27 protein-coding genes are annotated in these 19,578 nt (G+C 42.7%); all 27 read left to right on the forward strand.

What is annotated here, in order from left to right; translation table 11 throughout:
- Positions 1–25 precede the first annotated feature (25 nt).
- The 27 genes from PFJ30894_RS05220 (at position 26) to rplF (ending at position 19,571) form a co-directional block, all read left to right on the forward strand.
- A complete protein-coding gene (locus PFJ30894_RS05220; RefSeq protein WP_167457029.1) occupies positions 26–853 on the forward strand; it encodes a diguanylate cyclase in 828 nt (275 codons plus the stop codon).
- Positions 843–2,456, forward strand: a complete 1,614-nt coding sequence (locus PFJ30894_RS05225) for a DUF2334 domain-containing protein (protein ID WP_125669213.1) — start codon at positions 843–845, stop codon at positions 2,454–2,456. The genes PFJ30894_RS05220 and PFJ30894_RS05225 overlap by 11 nt, the downstream gene beginning before the upstream one ends.
- Before the next feature lie 25 nt (positions 2,457–2,481).
- A complete protein-coding gene (locus PFJ30894_RS05230) occupies positions 2,482–4,527 on the forward strand; it encodes a cellulose biosynthesis cyclic di-GMP-binding regulatory protein BcsB (protein ID WP_125669214.1) in 2,046 nt (681 codons plus the stop codon).
- A 25-nt stretch (positions 4,528–4,552) separates the two neighbouring features.
- Positions 4,553–6,298, forward strand: coding sequence for a hypothetical protein (locus tag PFJ30894_RS05235; protein WP_125669215.1), 1,746 nt, complete (start codon positions 4,553–4,555; stop codon positions 6,296–6,298).
- A gap of 15 nt (positions 6,299–6,313) precedes the next feature.
- On the forward strand, positions 6,314–6,838 hold the full coding sequence (locus PFJ30894_RS05240) for a hypothetical protein (RefSeq protein WP_046431692.1): 525 nt from the start codon (positions 6,314–6,316) through the stop codon (positions 6,836–6,838).
- A 368-nt stretch (positions 6,839–7,206) separates the two neighbouring features.
- Positions 7,207–7,458 carry a L7Ae/L30e/S12e/Gadd45 family ribosomal protein gene (locus PFJ30894_RS05245; protein WP_125669216.1) on the forward strand — a complete coding sequence of 84 codons (252 nt, stop codon included), beginning with the start codon at positions 7,207–7,209 and terminating at the stop codon, positions 7,456–7,458.
- A gap of 72 nt (positions 7,459–7,530) precedes the next feature.
- Positions 7,531–7,914: a 30S ribosomal protein S12 gene (gene rpsL, locus PFJ30894_RS05250; protein WP_021716908.1), complete on the forward strand. Its 384-nt coding sequence runs from the start codon at positions 7,531–7,533 to the stop codon at positions 7,912–7,914.
- Positions 7,915–7,958: 44 nt separating this feature from the next.
- Entirely contained in the window at positions 7,959–8,429 is a 471-nt protein-coding gene (rpsG, locus tag PFJ30894_RS05255) for a 30S ribosomal protein S7 (protein ID WP_021716907.1), read from the forward strand.
- Positions 8,430–8,462: 33 nt separating this feature from the next.
- Positions 8,463–10,547, forward strand: a complete 2,085-nt coding sequence (gene fusA / locus PFJ30894_RS05260) for an elongation factor G (protein ID WP_125669217.1) — start codon at positions 8,463–8,465, stop codon at positions 10,545–10,547.
- A gap of 36 nt (positions 10,548–10,583) precedes the next feature.
- On the forward strand, positions 10,584–11,771 hold the full coding sequence (gene tuf, locus PFJ30894_RS05265) for an elongation factor Tu (RefSeq protein ID WP_113077255.1): 1,188 nt from the start codon (positions 10,584–10,586) through the stop codon (positions 11,769–11,771).
- A 165-nt stretch (positions 11,772–11,936) separates the two neighbouring features.
- Entirely contained in the window at positions 11,937–12,248 is a 312-nt protein-coding gene (gene rpsJ, locus PFJ30894_RS05270; RefSeq protein ID WP_021718969.1) for a 30S ribosomal protein S10, read from the forward strand.
- Between the two features lie 15 nt (positions 12,249–12,263).
- Entirely contained in the window at positions 12,264–12,905 is a 642-nt protein-coding gene (gene rplC, locus PFJ30894_RS05275) for a 50S ribosomal protein L3 (RefSeq protein WP_113077254.1), read from the forward strand.
- A gap of 32 nt (positions 12,906–12,937) precedes the next feature.
- Complete coding sequence (rplD, locus tag PFJ30894_RS05280) at positions 12,938–13,567, forward strand: 50S ribosomal protein L4 (protein WP_125669218.1); 630 nt, start codon at positions 12,938–12,940, stop codon at positions 13,565–13,567.
- The gene (gene rplW, locus PFJ30894_RS05285; protein ID WP_021718966.1) at positions 13,567–13,857 is read left to right on the forward strand and encodes a 50S ribosomal protein L23; all 291 of its coding nucleotides are present in this window, start codon (positions 13,567–13,569) and stop codon (positions 13,855–13,857) included. Before rplD ends, rplW begins: the two co-directional genes overlap by 1 nt.
- Before the next feature lie 26 nt (positions 13,858–13,883).
- Positions 13,884–14,714: a 50S ribosomal protein L2 gene (gene rplB, locus PFJ30894_RS05290; protein ID WP_021718965.1), complete on the forward strand. Its 831-nt coding sequence runs from the start codon at positions 13,884–13,886 to the stop codon at positions 14,712–14,714.
- 30 nt (positions 14,715–14,744) lie between these two features.
- On the forward strand, positions 14,745–15,020 hold the full coding sequence (gene rpsS, locus PFJ30894_RS05295; RefSeq protein WP_021718964.1) for a 30S ribosomal protein S19: 276 nt from the start codon (positions 14,745–14,747) through the stop codon (positions 15,018–15,020).
- A gap of 21 nt (positions 15,021–15,041) precedes the next feature.
- The gene (gene rplV, locus PFJ30894_RS05300) at positions 15,042–15,374 is read left to right on the forward strand and encodes a 50S ribosomal protein L22 (protein WP_021718963.1); all 333 of its coding nucleotides are present in this window, start codon (positions 15,042–15,044) and stop codon (positions 15,372–15,374) included.
- A gap of 27 nt (positions 15,375–15,401) precedes the next feature.
- Entirely contained in the window at positions 15,402–16,070 is a 669-nt protein-coding gene (rpsC, locus tag PFJ30894_RS05305) for a 30S ribosomal protein S3 (protein ID WP_021718962.1), read from the forward strand.
- Between the two features lie 4 nt (positions 16,071–16,074).
- Entirely contained in the window at positions 16,075–16,527 is a 453-nt protein-coding gene (gene rplP / locus PFJ30894_RS05310) for a 50S ribosomal protein L16 (protein ID WP_021718961.1), read from the forward strand.
- Entirely contained in the window at positions 16,527–16,721 is a 195-nt protein-coding gene (gene rpmC, locus PFJ30894_RS05315; RefSeq protein WP_021718960.1) for a 50S ribosomal protein L29, read from the forward strand. The genes rplP and rpmC overlap by 1 nt, the downstream gene beginning before the upstream one ends.
- Positions 16,722–16,755: 34 nt before the next feature.
- Positions 16,756–17,016 carry a 30S ribosomal protein S17 gene (gene rpsQ, locus PFJ30894_RS05320; RefSeq protein ID WP_125669219.1) on the forward strand — a complete coding sequence of 87 codons (261 nt, stop codon included), beginning with the start codon at positions 16,756–16,758 and terminating at the stop codon, positions 17,014–17,016.
- A gap of 40 nt (positions 17,017–17,056) precedes the next feature.
- On the forward strand, positions 17,057–17,425 hold the full coding sequence (gene rplN, locus PFJ30894_RS05325; RefSeq protein WP_021718958.1) for a 50S ribosomal protein L14: 369 nt from the start codon (positions 17,057–17,059) through the stop codon (positions 17,423–17,425).
- A 36-nt stretch (positions 17,426–17,461) separates the two neighbouring features.
- Entirely contained in the window at positions 17,462–17,791 is a 330-nt protein-coding gene (rplX, locus tag PFJ30894_RS05330; protein ID WP_021718957.1) for a 50S ribosomal protein L24, read from the forward strand.
- Between the two features lie 26 nt (positions 17,792–17,817).
- Complete coding sequence (rplE, locus tag PFJ30894_RS05335) at positions 17,818–18,363, forward strand: 50S ribosomal protein L5 (RefSeq protein WP_021718956.1); 546 nt, start codon at positions 17,818–17,820, stop codon at positions 18,361–18,363.
- Positions 18,364–18,379: 16 nt separating this feature from the next.
- Positions 18,380–18,565 carry a type Z 30S ribosomal protein S14 gene (locus PFJ30894_RS05340; RefSeq protein ID WP_044492131.1) on the forward strand — a complete coding sequence of 62 codons (186 nt, stop codon included), beginning with the start codon at positions 18,380–18,382 and terminating at the stop codon, positions 18,563–18,565.
- 31 nt (positions 18,566–18,596) lie between these two features.
- Positions 18,597–18,995 carry a 30S ribosomal protein S8 gene (rpsH, locus tag PFJ30894_RS05345; RefSeq protein ID WP_125669220.1) on the forward strand — a complete coding sequence of 133 codons (399 nt, stop codon included), beginning with the start codon at positions 18,597–18,599 and terminating at the stop codon, positions 18,993–18,995.
- A gap of 27 nt (positions 18,996–19,022) precedes the next feature.
- A complete protein-coding gene (rplF, locus tag PFJ30894_RS05350) occupies positions 19,023–19,571 on the forward strand; it encodes a 50S ribosomal protein L6 (protein WP_021718954.1) in 549 nt (182 codons plus the stop codon).
- The last annotated feature ends 7 nt before the right edge of the window (positions 19,572–19,578 follow it).

The following is a 19,578-nucleotide window of genomic DNA, read 5'->3' on the forward strand; positions in this document are numbered from 1 at the left end:
AAAAAAAGCTTTTGTGAGACGCGATATGGCAATATTTAATGGAATTGTGCTGCTGCTGTTGATTGCAGCAGTGATTACATTGTTGTGTTTTTTGAACAATGAAAAAGAATTAGTGTTTCTTATTTTTGCGTGTCTGAGTTTTAATATTATCACTGCCTATTCGTTAGGAACTACGAAGGGACTTTATTTATCGATTGTTTTTGTAATGTTTTTTAGTATGTACAGTTTATATGACATCGTATTACTGGAAAAAATGGGGGCGGATGTCTATATTGATTTTTTGGCATTGCTATGTTTTCCTGTTGGAGGTTTCTTAGGTGGAGAATTATCAGCGGTGGTAGAGAAAAATATGTTTAAAATAGCCAGTGTGTCTGAACTGGAAAAACTTGTTACTCTTGATGGGAGTACCGGTTTTTATAATCAACAGGGATTTTTTAAACAACTGGAAGAAGAAGTAGGACGTGCTAAACGTTACGGTACAAGTTTTTCCCTGCTTTTATTTCAGATTAGCAATTTGCAACAGCTGCAATCTATTTATAAGAAACAGGATATTATGTTCATCAAAAAAACTGTGGCAGAAATTGTTGCCAGTAAATTGCGCTTTACTGATTGTAAGGGGATTTTAGATGACGGCAGTATTGGCGTGATCCTTCCTCAGACAGAAAGCGGCGGCTTAAATATTGTTGTGAGCAAAATAGATACTGCTGTCGGACTGATACCGGTCAAGCTCAGTAGCGCCAAGCGCATGGTGCGTGTAAGGACTTCACTGGGGTATGCCACGATTGAAAATACGGACACAGATTATAAAATGTTATACTTGCGGGCGAAAGAAGATTTGGTGAATGGCAGCTAGGATGCTTTTAGTCAAAAAAATAATATTGGTATTGTTAATGTTGATATTGGGGACAGGCACCTGCTTTGCACAGACTGCTGGCAGAAATTTCCTGCTCTATGATCTGCAGATGCGCTACGGTGGAACTTTCCCGCTGGTTACTTCGCTGGCAGAACATCTGGGACATTTTGAGGAGGATTATGTCCTTGTAGCTGTGGATGATTGGCAACCAGGGTTGTTGCAAGATGCAGATACTATAGTTTATGCCGGGCTTCAGCAAAGAAAGCTGCCGCGGGAATTGGTAGAAGAAATTGCAGGGGCAAGGCAGGTTCTGTGGTTTGAAGATAATATTGAACAGCTTGCAGAAGTTAAAGGCTGGCATGATTTTAGATCATTGGGTAAGGTAAGTGATTGGACTTATATAAACTTTAAGGGAAGAAGTTTTTATGATTGGATGAGTGTTGAATATACTGATCCAGGAAAAAACGTAAATGTTATAGCAACCGCAAAAAAGTTTATTGATGAAGTACCAGTAATTTGGCAGCGTGAAAATATTTATTATTCTGGAATGTTGGAATTTAATGAGCTGTTTGATGATTATATGGGCTATTTACTGCATCAGGTATTTAAGCGGCATACTGATGACCAACGACCAAAAGCGTTTTTAAGGGTTGAAGATGTAAGTCCGATCGTTGATCCTAAAGCCGTTAAGGCTGTGGTGGAGAAAATAGAGAAATATAATATTCCCTTTGCTATCGGTGTAGTCCCCGTTGGAATTATGGACGGGAAAAAACATTATTTACACGAGCGGGAAGAATTGGTAGAAGTGCTGCAGGAGGCTCAAAAGCGTGGCGCCAGCATTATTATGCATGGCTACACTCATCAAAATGAATTTTCACCGACGACTGGCGAAGGCTATGAATTTTGGAATGCTAAAGATGATAGACCAATGGAGGATGAAGAAAGTTTTACTGTTCCCCGTATAGAAGCAGGCATTTCGGAATTACTGCGCTGCGGATTAATTCCATTAGCTTTTGAAGCTCCGCATTATGCCGCAAGTCAAAAAACATATGAGATTCTGAGTAGATATTTCAATATTTATTCCGGTCAATTGCAGATTTCTGATGATACGGATAGCGTTACTATGACCTTACCGTATATGACGAGATCAAGATACCTTTATGGAATGTTGGTTATACCTGAGAATATGGGGTTTTATGACGGCGGCGAGTTTGTGGTAGAAGAAATGATGAATAAAAGTGCTTCGCTTAAAACTATACCAGGCGCTGTTGCTTGTTTTTTTTACCATGGTTATTTAAAACCAGATAAAGTTGGCTCTATTATTGAGGGTTTGCAAAAGCAGGGTTACGAATTTTTAGATTTAAAATATCTGCCGGTAAAAGTGCAGGCACCAGGAATCGTAATTACAGCAGCAGATGGTGTTGTAAATGCGGTTGTGGCTGAAGAAGTAAAGCAGTCATGGCAAACTGCTGCAGGAGAACAATATTTAAAAATTAACAAGATCGTCAGTGTTCAGGCGGCAGTTTTAGTAGTAATTTTAACTGTGTTTGTATATATAATTTTAAAATTAAAGCGCAATACAAAAAAACATTATGAGAAATGATTAATATTAAGGATGTGTTGGGAGTATGCTCAAGAGAGTATGTTTGTTGATGGCGATGATATGGTCTTTGGGATTCATATGTACAGCGGATGCTGCACCAATGGAACTCGGACTCAAGCCTGTTGTGCTGGGGAATGAATACAGTATAAGTTTATTTATGGATGACAAGGTTTTGCGCAACCCCAATGCGGCACTGACAGGATTTTTGGAAATTAAACCCGGTATGAAGCTTTCCGTGGCACCGGTTTTGGATTTGTGGTATTCGTATTCGCCGACAATCCTGCCGGATATTTCGACAATGACAGTTTCAGTGAATGGAATCCCTGCGGAAAGCCGCAGACTTGTTCCAGATGGTGCTTTTAGGAGTAATTGGCAGGTTGCGCTGCCCTTGACCAGTTTAAGAGAGGGGATTAATGAAATTACCATCAGTGTTTTGCACAGGTCTATTGAGGGCCTCTGTAAAGATATTGATAATGATGCTAATTGGTTTATTATACGTCTGGAAACAACAATAAAATTCAAAGTTGATGCTATGAATTATAGTTTGGCCAATTTCCCTAATCCTTTTATAGATGAATATTTTGGCGCCCGGAATAATGTTACTTTTTCTCTTGCTAATATCAATGATAATAATATTATATCGATGCTGCGGCTGTCGTCGTTTATGGGACGAATGTCGGGTTATGGTTCGCCGGTGGTTTGGGAAGCGAGGCTGGAACAGCCAGATGCAGTGCTTGATACAAATGTTATAAGATTGGGCGGACAGGTTGAGGCAGATGTAAACTTCAGCGGTGATACAGCATTTTTGAAATTATTTCCTTCCCTTAACGGTCATTATAATTTAAGTGTGGGGGGAAATAATGAAAATGGTGCCAAGCTGGGCGTTAACGCTTTGTGTAATAATAAATTTGTTAGAACATTGAGCGGCAGTGAAACACAGTTTTCTTTGCCTGTGCAGGCTGAAAAACTTTCCGGTAAAAAAGGTTTAGACAGTAAAGGAATTTATACGCTTAGTGATATTGGCTATAATGACGATATTTTAGCAGCTGGTGCTTTTCATCAGGAAGCAGAAATATTTATTCCCAAACCTTCTAATTATGATATTGAAGAAGGTTCTTATGTGGAATTGCATTTCAGGCATGCCAAAATTCTGGATCGTAAGAAATCGGCCGTGACTGTTTATGTCAATGATATTCCGATCAGATCAGAAGTGCTGACCGCTGAGAATGCTGACGGCGGTATTTTAAAAGCTGAGCTGCCGGTTTTGCCGGCTAATCAGCAAGGATGGCGTGTGCGGTTTGCCTTTTATCATGATCTTGGTATAATCGACTGTTCTAAAAGATATGACGATGTTGCCTGGTCGGTGATTGAGAAAGAAACCAGCATCTATTTGGCAGTAAGCAGCCATTCGAGACAGGAGAGTCTGGCAGACTTTCCCGGGTATTTCAATACTGACAGCAATGGTGATATTGTGCTGACCATGTGGTTAAGTCAGACACCGGATAATGATGAACTGACGGCTGCAGCGCAACTAGCTTACTGGATCGGTCAAAATAATACGGGTAACATAGTCTGGAAAGTACAGCTGGGACCACAAGCAGTTATTAGTAATGACAGTGGAACTGTTATTACTACCGGTCAAAACAGAGTTTTAACGGATAAACGGACAATTGGTGACAGTTTGCCTGTAACTGTTAATGCAGATGGAACAATAAAAACCAGTGAGTGGTTAAGTATTGCTACTGACGCAATATATAGAAAAAATATTTTTCAGGTTGCGCGTAAGGGCGATAATGTAATTTATGCCTTTACCTATGCTAATATCGAGAATATGAAAAGTTTTATGCGTTTGGCTTTTATTAATGGAACCAGTCTTAATGGGCAGGTCGCTTTAATAGATGCTAATGGACAGACTCTTACTTTTGCAGAGGAAGTAAAACATCAGGATGCTGGACTTAGCAAAATTTTTAGAAATTTTTCCGGTAATCGCTTGGGAAGTTATCTGGCGGTGATCGCTGTAGTTGTTTGTGGGACGCTGATAATGATGTGGTATTCCAAACGTCGCAAATAAGAACTGACGAAAGGATAAAGGGAAGATGCAAAATAGAATCATAACGATGTGTTGCAGCATCTGCATGTTGATTCCTTTAGTAGGTAATGCAAGTGCTATTACGGTCCCACCGGATGTTAAAGATGTTGCTGATAGTGCAGCTGAGTTAGCTAAAGGAGTGGATTACAGGAAGCGCTTTGAGCAGGAAGAGGACGAAGCCGCTTTAAGTAAGCAACAGATGGAAACGGAAATGGCTGCTTCCTGGTCAACGGTAGTGAGCTTGTTAGAACAGGCAGAGAAAAACAGAGCTCTGTTGAATGCTAATCAGGAGCTGCTGCAGCATATGCAGCGGGACAATAATTCATATGAGCAAAAAGTCCGGGAGCTGGAAGAGAAAAGTAGAAATGCCTGGGCCGCAGCTGCAGCCCAGGTCAATTATGCAGAGGCGCTTGATGATGCACAGGTAGAAGGAAGCTTGGGTGGAGAGCAGGTAGGTACTGCATATGCCTATGCAGGTAATTTGCAACATCAGGCCGAAAACATTGATGTTGAACTGGAAAAAGTTTTTCTTGAATATGAAGCGCTGCAGAATAAAACTGATCTGCTGCTGGGCGTAAGAGCCGAAGCCGCAGCCGAACTTGGTGAACAGGAAAATGAATTGGCAGAAGCGGTGTATAATGCAGGCGGGTCTATGGATTATGCGTTGGCAAGCAGGGATTATTACGAGCGGCTATTGAAAGAAAAAGAAAATCCTTATCAGGATGTATCTGGCTTTCTAAGCAACAATTTTTATAATTGGCACGGAAACGGTTGGAGTGGCAGCCAGTTTGTCCAGCCTTATTATTTTGGATATGCCAATAAAAATAGCTATTGGGGGCTTAACTTCAATTATGTAAGTTCAAAGAATACAACGCCGGGACATGAAGGCAAGATAAATACTTTTACAGATACTTTATTATATTTTTCAACGAGAAATAATAAGGATAAATATATAGTTGATTATAATTTGGGTATTAATATTCCTACGGGAAAAGCGAAGCTGTCAAGCTACGAACGCAACGCCAGAATGGATGAAGATCTGGTGAGATTTGCTGAGTTTGGTGAAGGTTGGAACTTTACTCCCGGAATAGCGGTTACGCGTAGAATAGGGGGGGACAAAGATCTGCTGACGTTGGGAACAAACTACTCAGTCAGAGGTTCTTATGATCCTACCAGTGATATCGATGATGACAAATTCAATCCTGGTAATGAATGGCAAAAGTATTTACGCTGGCAGCACGCTGAAGAAAAATGGCAGCTGGTAGGTGAGCTTCTTCATACCAGTTCTGCAGAAAGTAAGATTGCTGATGGCAGTGTTTTTGATACAGGCGCAGTTTGGGAAACGCGGTTGACCTATAACCGTAATTTAGCCAAGGATCAGGACTTAATGTTGTACTATTGGTACTATCATGAGAATAATGAAATTATTTTGAATAAAAAAGTTGAAGAATCTCCAGTACATTATTTTGGTGCGGAATGGAAAAAACATTTATCTAAAAAAACAGACCTGCGTCTGGCTGCGGATATCATGATAGCCGACGGTATTAGATATAGCTCGCTGACGGATTCATATGTAGATAATAGAAAAAAAGTTGCTTTGGGCATAGGCTGTGATTTAAAAATGGATGAAAGAAATAAATTGTCGTTGAAGGTACAGCACTTTTCTATGCGCGACGGAAAAAACTCTAATGGCGCTGATGCCAGAAGGTACCAGGGATTTAATTTTCTTACAAGTTTCTACCATACATTTTAGGAAGGATAGCCTAACATGATAAAAAACAGAGATTTACCAGCATATTTTTTTATATTATTGGTTAGTACGTTTTTGACTTGCTCTGTTGATGCTCAAGAAAAGGCTGAAAATAAGATATATGCAGATGAACATATGCAATTTTTGCTGCCAGAAAAATTTAGAGGTGAATCAGATACAGAAAAACCTTTTCAAGTTTGTTTGACTGATGACGCTGGCAGCAGAATATATTTTGCAGTTAGAAAAAGAGCGGATAAAACAATTGCAGGAGGGATTACTAACGAGGCAGGAAACATAACGGCTGCAGAAAAGAAAATAGCGGTTGCTGAAACTTTAATTGTTTCTGATTATGGCAGCAAATTGTGGGGACTACAAAAACAGAAAATAAATTGGATTCGTATGCAGAGATCAGAGGATTCAAATGATTGCTTAATGATTTATTTTTGGCAGGCGAAAGGAATGGAATACCTTTTTTTGCTGGAAGGATCGCAAATAAAAATGGATTTACTGGCAATGGAAGTAGAAAAAAATATAATTTTTTAAATACGGAGAATAAAATCCAATCAAATTGACCTCAAATTTAGCAAAATTTGAGGCTTTTCTTTTATATTTAAGAGCTGGTGATAAATTATGACTGAATTTGTCAAAAATGCTGAAATAATACATATAAAATATCCTCTGAAAATGGAAATACGAGTCCCAAAAGATTACAAAATTAAGATTTTTTGTGTAAAACATATTACAAAGTTACGCAAAAGAAACGCTAGGGTCCGTGTAATACAAAAAACACGGTTTAATGCGGGTTTGCGCTTGTAAAAAAATCAAGAAAAAGTATTGACACAGCCAAGTGGCAGTGATACAATATGTGAGTATCTCGGGATAGCTATGCGCTTTTACAAGGAGGGTTTGTGATGACAGTAGAGTTGTTAAAGCAAGCAACGAAGCGAGTTGTCGGGAACAAGCAAACCGCTAAAGCGATTCAAAAAGGCACTGCAAAAACAGTTTATATAGCTGATGACGCAGATGTACGGGTTGTGCAGCCGCTGCTTGATGCCTGCGCTGAAGCTCGGGTGGATGTAGAAAAAGTAGCGACAATGCAAGAACTCGGCAAGGCCTGCGGAATTCATGTCGGTGCAGCGACAGCCGCGATACTCAAAGTTTGATAGGGATCTGGAAGCTCTGCTGAAGGATTTTTATAATCATTAAAATCTATTTATTCGGAAGGAGGTGCCGATATGCCTACAATTAATCAATTGGTTCGCAAAGGAAGAGAAGTTTTGACTGTAAAATCCACTGCCCCGGCATTGAAAGAATGCCCGCAAAAACGTGGAGTTTGCACTAGGGTTTATACTACAACCCCGAAAAAGCCTAACTCTGCTCTTCGTAAAGTAGCTCGTGTACGTTTGACTAACGGTATCGAAGTTACTGCTTACATCCCTGGTATCGGCCACAATCTGCAGGAACATAGCGTTGTCCTGATTAGAGGCGGAAGAGTTAAAGATCTTCCTGGTGTGCGTTACCATATCATTCGTGGTGCACTTGACACTGCAGGCGTTGCTAACCGCAATCAAGCCCGTTCTAAATACGGTGCTAAACGTGCTAAAGCAGCTAAAAAGTAATCAAGTCTACACAACGAATTGATAATCCATAAGGAGGGAAACACATGCCGAGAAAAGGCCCTGTAACAAAAAGAGACGTTTTGCCGGATCCTGTATACGGCTCAAAACTTTTGACAAGATTTATTAATAAGATTATGCTTGACGGTAAAAAAGGCGTTGCTGAACGCATTGTATATGATGCTTTCGATCTGGTTCGTGCTAAAACTGGTAAGGATCCTCTCGAAGTATTCGATGCAGCTATGAAAAACGTTATGCCGCTTTTAGAAGTACGTGCTCGCCGCGTTGGTGGTGCTAACTACCAGGTTCCGGTTGAAGTCCGTGCAGACCGTAAGACCACCCTTGGTATTCGCTGGCTGGTCAACTACTCCCGTTTGCGTGGTGAAAGAACCATGTGCGAACGTGTTGCTGGTGAGATCATGGACGCAGCAAACGCTACCGGCGCTGCTGTGAAAAAACGCGAAGATACCCACAAGATGGCTGAAGCAAACAAAGCGTTTGCACATTACCGCTGGTAATGGCCCGATCCCTATAACGAGGAGGATAAAAAAGTGGGCAGACAATTTCCGCTTGAAAAAACAAGAAATATCGGCATCATGGCTCATATTGATGCTGGTAAAACTACTACGACTGAACGTATTCTGTTCTACACCGGTAGGGTTCATAAAATCGGTGAGACCCATGATGGCGGCGCTACCATGGACTGGATGGTTCAAGAGCAGGAACGTGGTATTACCATTACTTCTGCTGCGACCACCTGTCAATGGGATGGACACCGCATCAACATCATTGATACGCCAGGTCACGTTGACTTCACTGTAGAAGTTGAACGTTCTCTGCGTGTACTTGATGGTTCTGTTGCAGTATTCTGCGCTAAAGGCGGCGTTGAACCTCAGTCTGAAACAGTATGGCGTCAGGCTGACAAATATGGCGTACCGCGTATGGCGTATGTAAATAAAATGGATATTACCGGCGCTGACTTCTACAATGTAGTACAAATGATGAAAGATCGTTTGAATGCCAATGCTGTACCTATCCAATTACCGATTGGTTTCGAAGATACCTTCCAGGGTATGGTCGATCTGATCAAAATGAAAGCTATCGTTTACAGCGACGCTCTGGGTAAAGAAGAAGAATTTGTTGATATTCCTGCCGATATGGTTGAAAAAGCCAACGAATACCGTCAAGCTTTAATGGAAGCTGTAGCTGAAAGCGATGACGAGCTGATGATGAAATATCTGGAAGGCGAAGAGCTGACGGAAGAAGAAGTTATGGCTGGTATCCGCAAACAAACTATTGCTTGCAAAATGACTCCTGTCTGCTGCGGTTCTTCTTACAAAAACAAAGGCGTACAGCCTTTGCTGGATGCTGTTGTAGCGTTCATGCCTGCTCCTACTGATATTCCTCATATCAAAGGCGTAAATCCTGAAAGCGGCGAAGAAGACGAACGTCCGTCGTGCGACAGCGAGCCGTTCTCTGCACTGGCTTTCAAAATTATGACTGACCCGTTTGTTGGTAAACTTGCTTTCTTCCGTGTGTACTCCGGTACTCTCGGCTCCGGTTCTTACGTTTACAACTCTACCAAAGGTAAGAGAGAGCGTATTGGCCGTATCCTGCAAATGCATGCCAACCATCGTGAGGAAATCGACATGGTTTATTCCGGTGATATTGCAGCAGCAGTAGGTTTGAAAGATACCACTACCGGCGATACTCTCTGCGACGAAAAAGCTCCGATCATTCTGGAATCCATGGTATTCCCTGATCCGGTAATCTCCGTTGCGGTTGAACCTAAAACTAAAGCTGACCAGGAAAAGATGGGCATTGCCCTTCAAAAACTGGCAGAAGAAGATCCGACTTTCCGTGTTCATACTGATCCGGAAACAGCACAAACCATCATTTCTGGCATGGGCGAGTTGCATTTGGACATTATTGTTGACCGTTTGCTGCGTGAATTCAAAGTAGGCTGTACTGTTGGTAATCCGCAGGTTGCTTATCGTGAAACTATCCGCAAATCTGTTAAGTCCGAAGGTAAATTTGTACGTCAGTCCGGTGGTAAAGGCCAATATGGTCACTGCTGGTTGGAAATTTCACCTCGTGAAGCAGGTGAAGGCTTCTTGTTTGAGAACAAAGTTGTTGGCGGTGCTATTCCGAAAGAATACATCGGACCGATCGAAAACGGTGTTAAGGAAGCTATGGAAAACGGCGTAGTTGCCGGTTACCCAATGGTTGATATCAAAGTTACCGTTTATGATGGTTCTTACCATGAAGTCGATTCTTCTGAAATGGCCTTCAAAATTGCAGGTTCTATGGGCTTCCGTTCTGGCGCTACTAAAGCCGACCCGGTTATCCTTGAACCTTATATGAAAGTAGAAGTTACTGTTCCTGAGGACTACATGGGCGATGTTATCGGCGATTTGAACTCTCGCCGTGGTCGTATCGAAGGTATGGAAGCTCGCAATGGCGCTCAAGTTATCAACGCATTTGTTCCGCTTTCCGAAATGTTTGGTTATGCTACCGACCTGCGTTCTAAAACTCAAGGCCGAGGCAACTACTCTATGGAAGTTGACCATTACGAAGATGTACCGAGAAACATTGCTGAGGCTATCATTGCCAAAAACAAAGGCACTCAAGCCTAATATAAAGTAAAACCTAATTTAAGGGAGGAAAAATAAATGGCAAAGCAAAAATATGAAAGAACAAAACCGCATGCTAATATCGGCACCATCGGTCACGTAGACCATGGTAAAACAACCCTGACCGCAGCAATCACCAAAGTATTGGCTTCTAAAGGCGGCGCAGAATTCATGGATTACTCCATGATCGATAAAGCACCTGAAGAAAGAGAACGCGGAATCACCATCAACACTTCCCACGTAGAATATGAAACAGCAACCCGCCACTACGCACACGTAGACTGCCCGGGCCATGCCGACTATGTAAAAAACATGATCACCGGCGCAGCACAAATGGACGGAGCGATCCTCGTAGTATCCGCAGCAGACGGCCCGATGCCGCAAACTCGTGAGCACATCCTTCTTGCTCGTCAAGTAGGCGTACCTGCAATGGTAGTGTTCCTGAATAAAGCAGATATGGTAGACGATCCGGAACTGATCGAATTAGTAGAAATGGAAGTACGTGAACTGCTCTCCAGCTACGACTTCCCCGGCGACGACATTCCTGTAGTAGTAGGGTCTGCACTGAAAGCACTTGAAGGCGACGCAGCATACGAAGCAAAAATCATGGAACTGATGGACGCAGTAGACGCATACATTCCTATTCCGGAACGCGCAACTGACAAACCGTTCCTGATGCCTGTAGAAGACGTATTCACAATTACCGGCCGTGGCACAGTAGCAACAGGCCGTGTAGAACGTGGTATCATCAAAGTAGGCGACAATATTGAGATCGTAGGAATGACAGAAGAGAAAAAAGCAACAGTAGTAACGGGCGTAGAAATGTTCCGTAAATTACTGGACGAAGCAGTAGCAGGAGACAACATCGGCTGCCTGCTGCGTGGTGTAGACCGTAAAGATATCGAACGCGGTCAAGTACTTGCAAAACCCGGCAGCATCCATCCGCACACAAAATTCAAAGCAGAAGTATATGTACTGACGAAAGAAGAAGGCGGCCGTCATACACCGTTCTTCAACGGCTATCGTCCGCAGTTCTATTTCAGAACAACAGACGTAACCGGCGTAACTGAATTACCGGAAGGTATTGAGATGGTAATGCCTGGCGATAACGTAACCATGGACGTAGAGCTGATCACTCCGATCGCAATCGAGCCTGGTCTGCGTTTTGCAATTCGCGAAGGCGGCCGTACTGTTGGCGCCGGCGTTGTTGCTGCTATCAACGAATAATCTTTAATTAGATCCCGAATGAGGGGCTAATAAAAGCCCCTCATTTACTTATGTTTATTTGCATGGCCCTGCGATGATGTGAGAGGTTGCTTGCCTGCTAGACAGGGAGATTTTCACGGAGTATGTCCGTTCTTAGAAACTGGGCGATTAGGAGGAAAAAAATTAATGTCAAAATCACAGAAAATCAGAATACGCTTAAAAGCGTATGATCACAAAGCGCTTGATCAAAGTGCTGCAAAAATTGTAGAAACTGCGAAACGTACCGGAGCTCAGGTTTCCGGCCCTATTCCGCTTCCTACTGAAAAAAATATCTATACGATTCTGCGTTCCCCTCATGTAAACAAGGATTCTCGTGAACAATTCGAGATGCGTACCCACAAAAGACTTGTAGACATTCTGGAACCGACTGCGAAGACCGTTGATGCTTTAATGCGTCTTGACCTTCCTGCCGGCGTAGATATCGAGATTAAACTGTAAGGAGGAGGTGCAATAATGGCTAAAGGAATCTTAGGCAAGAAAATTGGTATGACCCAAATTTTTGAAGCTGACGGCAGATTGATCCCTGTTACTGTTGTAGAAGCAGGACCTTGTGTTGTTGTTCAAAATAAAACCGAAGAAACAGACGGTTATAATGCTGTTCAACTTGGCTTTGGTGAAGTTAAAGAAAAACATATGACCAGACCAATGAAAGGCCATTTTGACAAAGCCGGCGTAACTCCGGTTAAATTTGTCAAAGAATTGCGGTTGTCTGCTCCTTCTGAATATACAGTCGGCCAACAAATCACTGCTGACATTTTTGCTGCTGGAGAACTGATTGATGCAACCGGTATTTCCCGCGGTAAAGGCTTTGCAGGCACTATTAAGCGCCACAATTTCGCTCGTGGTCCTATGAAGCACGGTTCCAAATCCCATCGTGAACCTGGTTCCATGGGTCCTATGCATTCCGGTCCTGGCGGTAGAGTTATCAAAGGCAAAAAATTGCCTGGCCGTATGGGTAATGCACAAGTAACTGTTCAACGTTTGACTGTTGCTAAAGTTGATGTTGAACGTAATCTTATTTTGGTCAAAGGCTCCATTCCTGGTGCCGCTGGTTCTTTTGTTGTAATCAAAGAAACAGTAAAACCTAATAAATAAGAGCGTAAGCGAAAGAAAGGAGGATGCTTCTAATGCCGAAGTTATCAGTATATAACATCTCCGGTCAAGCTACCGGTGAAGAAATAGAATTGAATGATCTCGTGTTTGGCGTTGAATTTAATGAAGCTGTTGTACATCAAGCAATTGTTATGCAACAGGCTGCTGAACGTCAAGGCACTTCTGCTACCAAAACCCGCGGTATGGTTCGCGGCGGCGGTCGTAAACCATGGAGACAAAAAGGCACCGGCCGCGCTCGCAGCGGTTCTACCCGTTCTCCGATTTGGGTAGGTGGTGGTACCACTTTTGGTCCCCAACCTCGCAGTTATGCGAAAAAAATGCCCCGTAAAGCTCGTCGTTTGGCAATTCGTTGTGCATTGTCTGCAAAAGTTGCTGCCGGTGAACTTATCGTTGTTGAGGGCTTGAGCTTTGATGCTCCTAAAACTAAAAATGTTGTAACTATGCTGTCTGCTTTTGATGCAGCTGATAAAAAGGCTTTACTCATCACTGACGGTTCTAATGAAAATGTTGAGCTGTCTTCACGCAACATTTCGAAAGTCACTGCACTTTCCAACGGTTGCCTGAACTGCTTTGATCTGCTTCATAACAATAAAGTGTTCTTAGCAAAAGACGCTGTAGCTAAAATTGAGGAGGTGCTCGCATAATGGCTGCTAACCCTCGCGATATTTTACTCCGTCCGATCATTACTGAAAAAACTTCCGTAATGCTTCAAGACAACAAATACACTTTCCAAGTTCCTTTGACTGCCAACAAAGTGGAAATCCGCCAGGCAGTTGAACAAATTTTCAAAGTAAAAGTGTTAAACGTAAATACTGTACGCGTATTTGGCAAAACCAAACGCATGGGTAAATACGTTGGCAAACGTTCCGATTATAAGAAAGCAATCGTGAAACTTGCTGAAGGCAATACGATTCCCCTTTTCGAAGGAATGTAATTTGACGTAATAAGGAGGCAAATTAAATGGCTATTAAAAGCTTTAATCCGTATTCTCCTTCGAGGCGCTTCATTACAGTGTCTACCTTCGAAGAGATTACAACTGATAAGCCTTACCGTCCGCTGGTTGAAAAACTGCAAAAACATGCAGGTCGTAATAACACTGGCAAAATGACTGTTCGTCATCAAGGCGGCGGTAATAAAAGACAATATCGTATCATCGATTTTAAACGCAATAAAGACGGTGTTCCGGCTCGTGTTGCCACCATCGAATACGATCCTAACCGTAATGCACGTATCGCTTTAGTAAACTATGCTGATGGCGAAAAACGTTATATCCTCGCTCCTTTAGACCTTAAAGTAGGCGATGTTATCGAAAGCGGACCTGATGCTGATATCAAAATCGGCAACTGCCTGCCTTTGAAAAATATGCCGCTTGGTACTATGGTTCACAATGTTGAGCTTAAAATTGGCAAAGGCGGTCAAATTGCCCGCGGTGCTGGTACTTCTGCTCAGTTGATGGCTAAAGAAGGCGATTATGCTCTGCTTCGTCTCCCTTCCGGTGAGATCCGTAAAGTGCATATCAACTGCCGCGCCACTATTGGCCAAGTTGGCAATATCGACGCTGAAAATATCTGCATCGGTAAAGCAGGCCGTTCTCGTTGGCTCGGTATTCGCCCGGCTAACCGCGGTGTTGTAATGAACCCGAATGACCATCCGCATGGTGGTGGTGAAGGTCATTCTCCTGTTGGCCGTAAACGTCCTGTTACTCCTTGGGGTAAATGTGCATTTGGTACTCGTACCCGCAAAGAGAAAAAAGCTTCTAGCAAATTAATCGTAAAACGTAGAACGAAATAATTATAAGGATAGAGAAAGGAGGCTAACCTAGTGTCCAGATCAATCAAAAAAGGACCGTATGTCCATGCAAGTCTTCAAAAGAAGATTGAAGCGCTGAACGCTTCTAACGATAAAAAAGTCGTAAAAACATGGTCTCGCAGCTCCACTATTCTTCCGGATTTCTTGGGCCATACTATTGCTGTCCATGATGGACGTAAACATGTGCCTGTATTTATCACTGAAGATATGGTAGGCCACAAACTAGGAGAATTTGCTCCTACGCGTACTTATAAAGGCCATGCCGATAAGAGTACATCTTTAAAATAAGGGGAAAGGGGGCAAAATAACATGGAAGCAAAAGCTATTGCAAGATATGTTCGCATCGCGCCGCGCAAGTTGCGTATCGTGATTGATCTTATCCGCGGCAAAGCTGTGGGTGAAGCATTCGCGATCCTCAAACATACCCCTAAGGTTGGTTCTGAGGTTATCGAAAAGGTACTGCGCAGTGCAGTTGCAAACGCTGAACATAACTATGATATGAATGTGGATAATCTGATCGTATCTTCCTGCTTTATAGATCAAGGTCCGACCATGAAAAGAATCCATCCGCGTTCCCGTGGGCAAGCGTTCAAAATCTTAAAACGTTCTAGCCACGTAACAGTTGCTGTTAAAGAAAAATAATATCCCGGAAAAAGGAGGGAAAAGATAGTGGGTCAAAAAGTTAATCCGCATGGTCTCCGCGTAGGTATTATCAAAGATTGGGATTCCAAATGGTATGCTGACAAAGACTATGAGAAATTCTTATTAGAAGATATTAAAATTCGTGAATTCATTAAAGAAAAACTGTTCTTGTCCGGTATCTCTAAAGTAGAAATCGAACGCGCTTCGAATAGAGCCCGCATCTCTATCCATACTGCTAAACCTGGTATGGTAATCGGTCGTCAGGGCAGCAACATTGAATTGCTGAAAAACGACTTGAAAAAAATGACCGACAGCGTAATTGATATCAACATCGTTGAGGTAAAAACCCCGGATATGGACGCAACTTTGGTTGCAGAGAACATTGCATCTCAATTGGAACGCCGTATCGCTTTCCGCCGTGCAATGAAACAATGTGTTGGCCGTACCATGCGCATGGGCGCTAAAGGTATTAAAGTTCAGGTTGGCGGTCGTCTGGGCGGTGCTGAAATCGCTCGCAGCGAAAGCTATCGTGAAGGCAGCATTCCTCTGCATACTCTGCGTGCTGATATTGATTATGGCACAGCAGAAGCTCATACCACTTATGGCCGTATCGGCGTAAAGGTATGGATTTACAAAGGTGAAGTCCTTCCTGAAAGCAAAGAAGTAGCGCAAGCTGCTCCGGTGAAGGAGGCATAAACTAATGTTATTACCGAAGAGAGTTAAACATCGTAAACAACATAGAGGCCGTATGACTGGTCGTGCAATGCGCGGTAACAAAATCGCTCATGGCGAGTATGGCTTGGTAGCATTGGAACCCGCATGGATCACCAATCGTCAAATCGAAGCAGCTCGTATCGCAATGACACGTTATATTAAACGTGGCGGTCAAGTATGGATTCAAATTTTCCCGGACAAACCGATCACTGCAAAACCGGCTGAAACTCGTATGGGTAGTGGTAAAGGTTCACCTGAATATTGGGTAGCAGTAGTTAAACCCGGTCGTGTTATGTTCGAAATGAACGGAGTTAGCGAAGAGATCGCTAAAGAAGCTATGCGTCTTGCTAGCCACAAATTGCCTATTAAATGTAAATTTGTGACCCGCGCACAGCAAGAAGCCGAAGCTGCCGCACAAGAAAAGGGTGGTGAAGCTTAATGAAAACAACAGAAATTCGTGAAATGTCTGCTTCCGAGTTAGACAGCAAATTGGCTGGTTTGAAAGAAGAACTCTTCAACCTGCGTTTTCAAATGGCAACCGGACAATGTGAGAATCCGATGAAAATTCGCGAAGTCAAAAAGTCTATTGCCCGCATCAAGACCATTCAGCGTCAACGCGAGTTAAATGCCTGAGTGTGTTTGAAGTATGAAGAAGGAGGAAACAGTCGTGACCGAAGAAAGAAACGCACGTGTTACCCGTATCGGTAAAGTAGTAAGCGACAAAATGCAGAAAACTGTTGTAGTTGCTATTGAGCGTTTTGTTCAACATCCGCTTTACAAAAAAGGTGTAAAACATACTATCAAATTCAAAGCTCATGATGAAAATAACGAAGCGCATATTGGCGACGTAGTTCAAATTATGCAAACTCGTCCGCTTTCCAAAGATAAATGCTGGCGTGTTATTGGAATTTTAGAGCGTGCAAAATAAGATATTGCCGATCGGATAAATTGGCAAGGGAGGGAAAACCATGATACAACAACAAACCATTCTTAATGTTGGTGACAATACTGGCGCTAAGAAAGTTATGTGCATTCGCGTATTGGGCGGTTCTTACCGTAAATATGCTAACATTGGTGACGTTATCGTATGCGCTGTTAAAGATGCATCACCCGGTGGCGTTGTAAAAAAAGGTGACGTAGTAAAAGCAGTTGTTGTTCGTTCTGCAAAGGGCGTTCGTCGTCCGGACGGTTCTTATATCCGCTTCGACGAAAACGCAGCAGTTGTAATTAAAGATGATAAGAGCCCGCGCGGCACCCGTATTTTCGGGCCTGTTGCTCGTGAACTTCGCGATAAAGATTTCATGAAAATCATTTCTCTGGCACCGGAAGTGCTGTAAGAAATCTGATAATGCACATAAGGAGGTGTTCCTGAAATGACTGCAGCAATCAAAATGCATGTAAAAAAAGGCGATACCGTTTTGGTTTTGTCCGGCAAAGATAAAGGCAAAGAAGGAAAGATCATTGAAGCTCTGCCTAAAAAAGCTAAAGTAGTCGTTGAAGGCGTAAATAAAGTAAAACGCCATACAAAACCGTCTCAGGCTAATCCCCAAGGCGGCATCATTACTAAAGAAGCTGCTATTGCTTCTTCCAAAGTAATGTTAGTATGCCCGGCTTGTAAAAAAGCTACTCGTATTAAAAAGACCGCAGTTTCCGGCAGCTTCGTAAGAACCTGCAAAAAATGCGGCGAAGTAATTGATAAATAAGATTCCGGGAAAGGAGGAAATTTTGAATGGCAAAAACAAGATTGCAAGAAAAGTATTTGTCCGAAGCTGTTAAAGGCATGATGGATAAATTCAACTATAAAAATGTTATGGAAATCCCTAAAATCGAAAAAGTTGTCATCAATATGGGTATCGGTGAAGCTGTAGCTAACAGCAAGGCATTAGATTCTGCTGTTGCAGATCTGACTTTGATCGCTGGTCAAAGACCAGTCATCACTAAAGCTAAAAAATCCATTGCAGCTTTTAAATTGCGTCAAGGGATGCCGATCGGTACCAAAGTTACCCTGCGCGGTGACCGCATGTATTACTTCCTTGATAAGTTGATGAACATTGCTCTTCCGCGTGTACGCGATTTTCGCGGCGTAAATCCCACCGCTTTTGACGGCCGTGGCAACTACGCATTGGGCATGAAAGAACAATTGATTTTCCCGGAAATTGAATATGATAAGATCGATAAAGTCCGTGGAATGGATATCATCATTGTTACTACCGCTAAGACTGACGAGGAAGCCAGAGAATTACTCAGACTCCTCGGAATGCCGTTCAGCGCATAAGTGAGGAGGGAATACCTTGGCTAAAAAAGCCCTGATTGAAAAATGGAAAAATGAGCCGAAATTTGAAGTTCGCCGTTATAATCGCTGCAAGGTTTGCGGCAGACCACATGGCTATATGCGTAAATTCGGTCTCTGCCGTATCTGCTTCCGTGAATACAGCTACCAAGGCGCTATTCCGGGAGTAACCAAAGCTAGCTGGTAAAACAGCAAATTAGGAAGGAGGGTATTTAAGTATGGTAATGACTGACCCGATTGCCGATATGCTTACCCGTATTCGTAACGCAAACTCGGTTCATCACGATAAAGTTGAAATCCCCGGCTCCAAAATCAAAGTAGCTATTGCTGAGATTTTGAAAGCTGAAGGTTTCATTAAAGATTTTGAAGTAATTGACGATAGCAAACAAAATGTTATCCGCGTCAGCCTGAAATACGGTGCTAATAAGGAAAAAGTTATTTCCGGTATCAAACGTATTTCTAAGCCCGGCTTGAGAGTATACTCTCAAAAAGATCAGCTGCCCAGAGTCCTCGGTGGTCTCGGTATCGCAGTGATCTCCACTTCTCAAGGCCTGATGACCGATAAAGCTGCCCGTAAGGCTGGTCTCGGTGGAGAAGTGCTGGCATACGTCTGGTAATACTTGAAAGATAGGAGGTGCTCATAAGTGTCTAGAATTGGTAAACAACCAATTACTGTACCCGCTAACGTTACAGTTACTATTGAAAATAATTTGGTTACCGTTAAAGGTCCCAAAGGCGAATTATCTCGCCAAATCAATAAAGATATGAAATTGACTCTGGAAAACGGCGTACTGACTGTTGAACGTCCGAGTGATGAAAAAACTCATCGTTCCATGCACGGTCTTTCCCGTACTCTGATCAACAACATGGTTGTCGGTGTAACCACCGGTTTCAGCAAATCTTTAGAAATTGCCGGTGTCGGCTATCGTGCCGCTAAACAAGGCAATAACATCAACTTTACTCTCGGGTTCTCTCATCCGGTAGTAAAAGAGCCGCCTGCAGGTATTACTTTTGAAGTTCCGGCTCCTAACAAAATCGTTGTCAGCGGCGCAGACAAAGAAAAAGTCGGCGCAGTTGCAGCTGAAATCCGCACTCTGCGTCCGCCTGAACCCTATAAAGGCAAAGGTATTCGTTATGAAGGCGAATACGTTCGTCGTAAGATGGGTAAAGCTGGCGCTAAAGGCAAGAAGTAATTTCTAA

It is taken from the genome of Phascolarctobacterium faecium (genome assembly GCF_003945365.1).
Lineage (GTDB): Bacteria > Bacillota > Negativicutes > Acidaminococcales > Acidaminococcaceae > Phascolarctobacterium > Phascolarctobacterium faecium.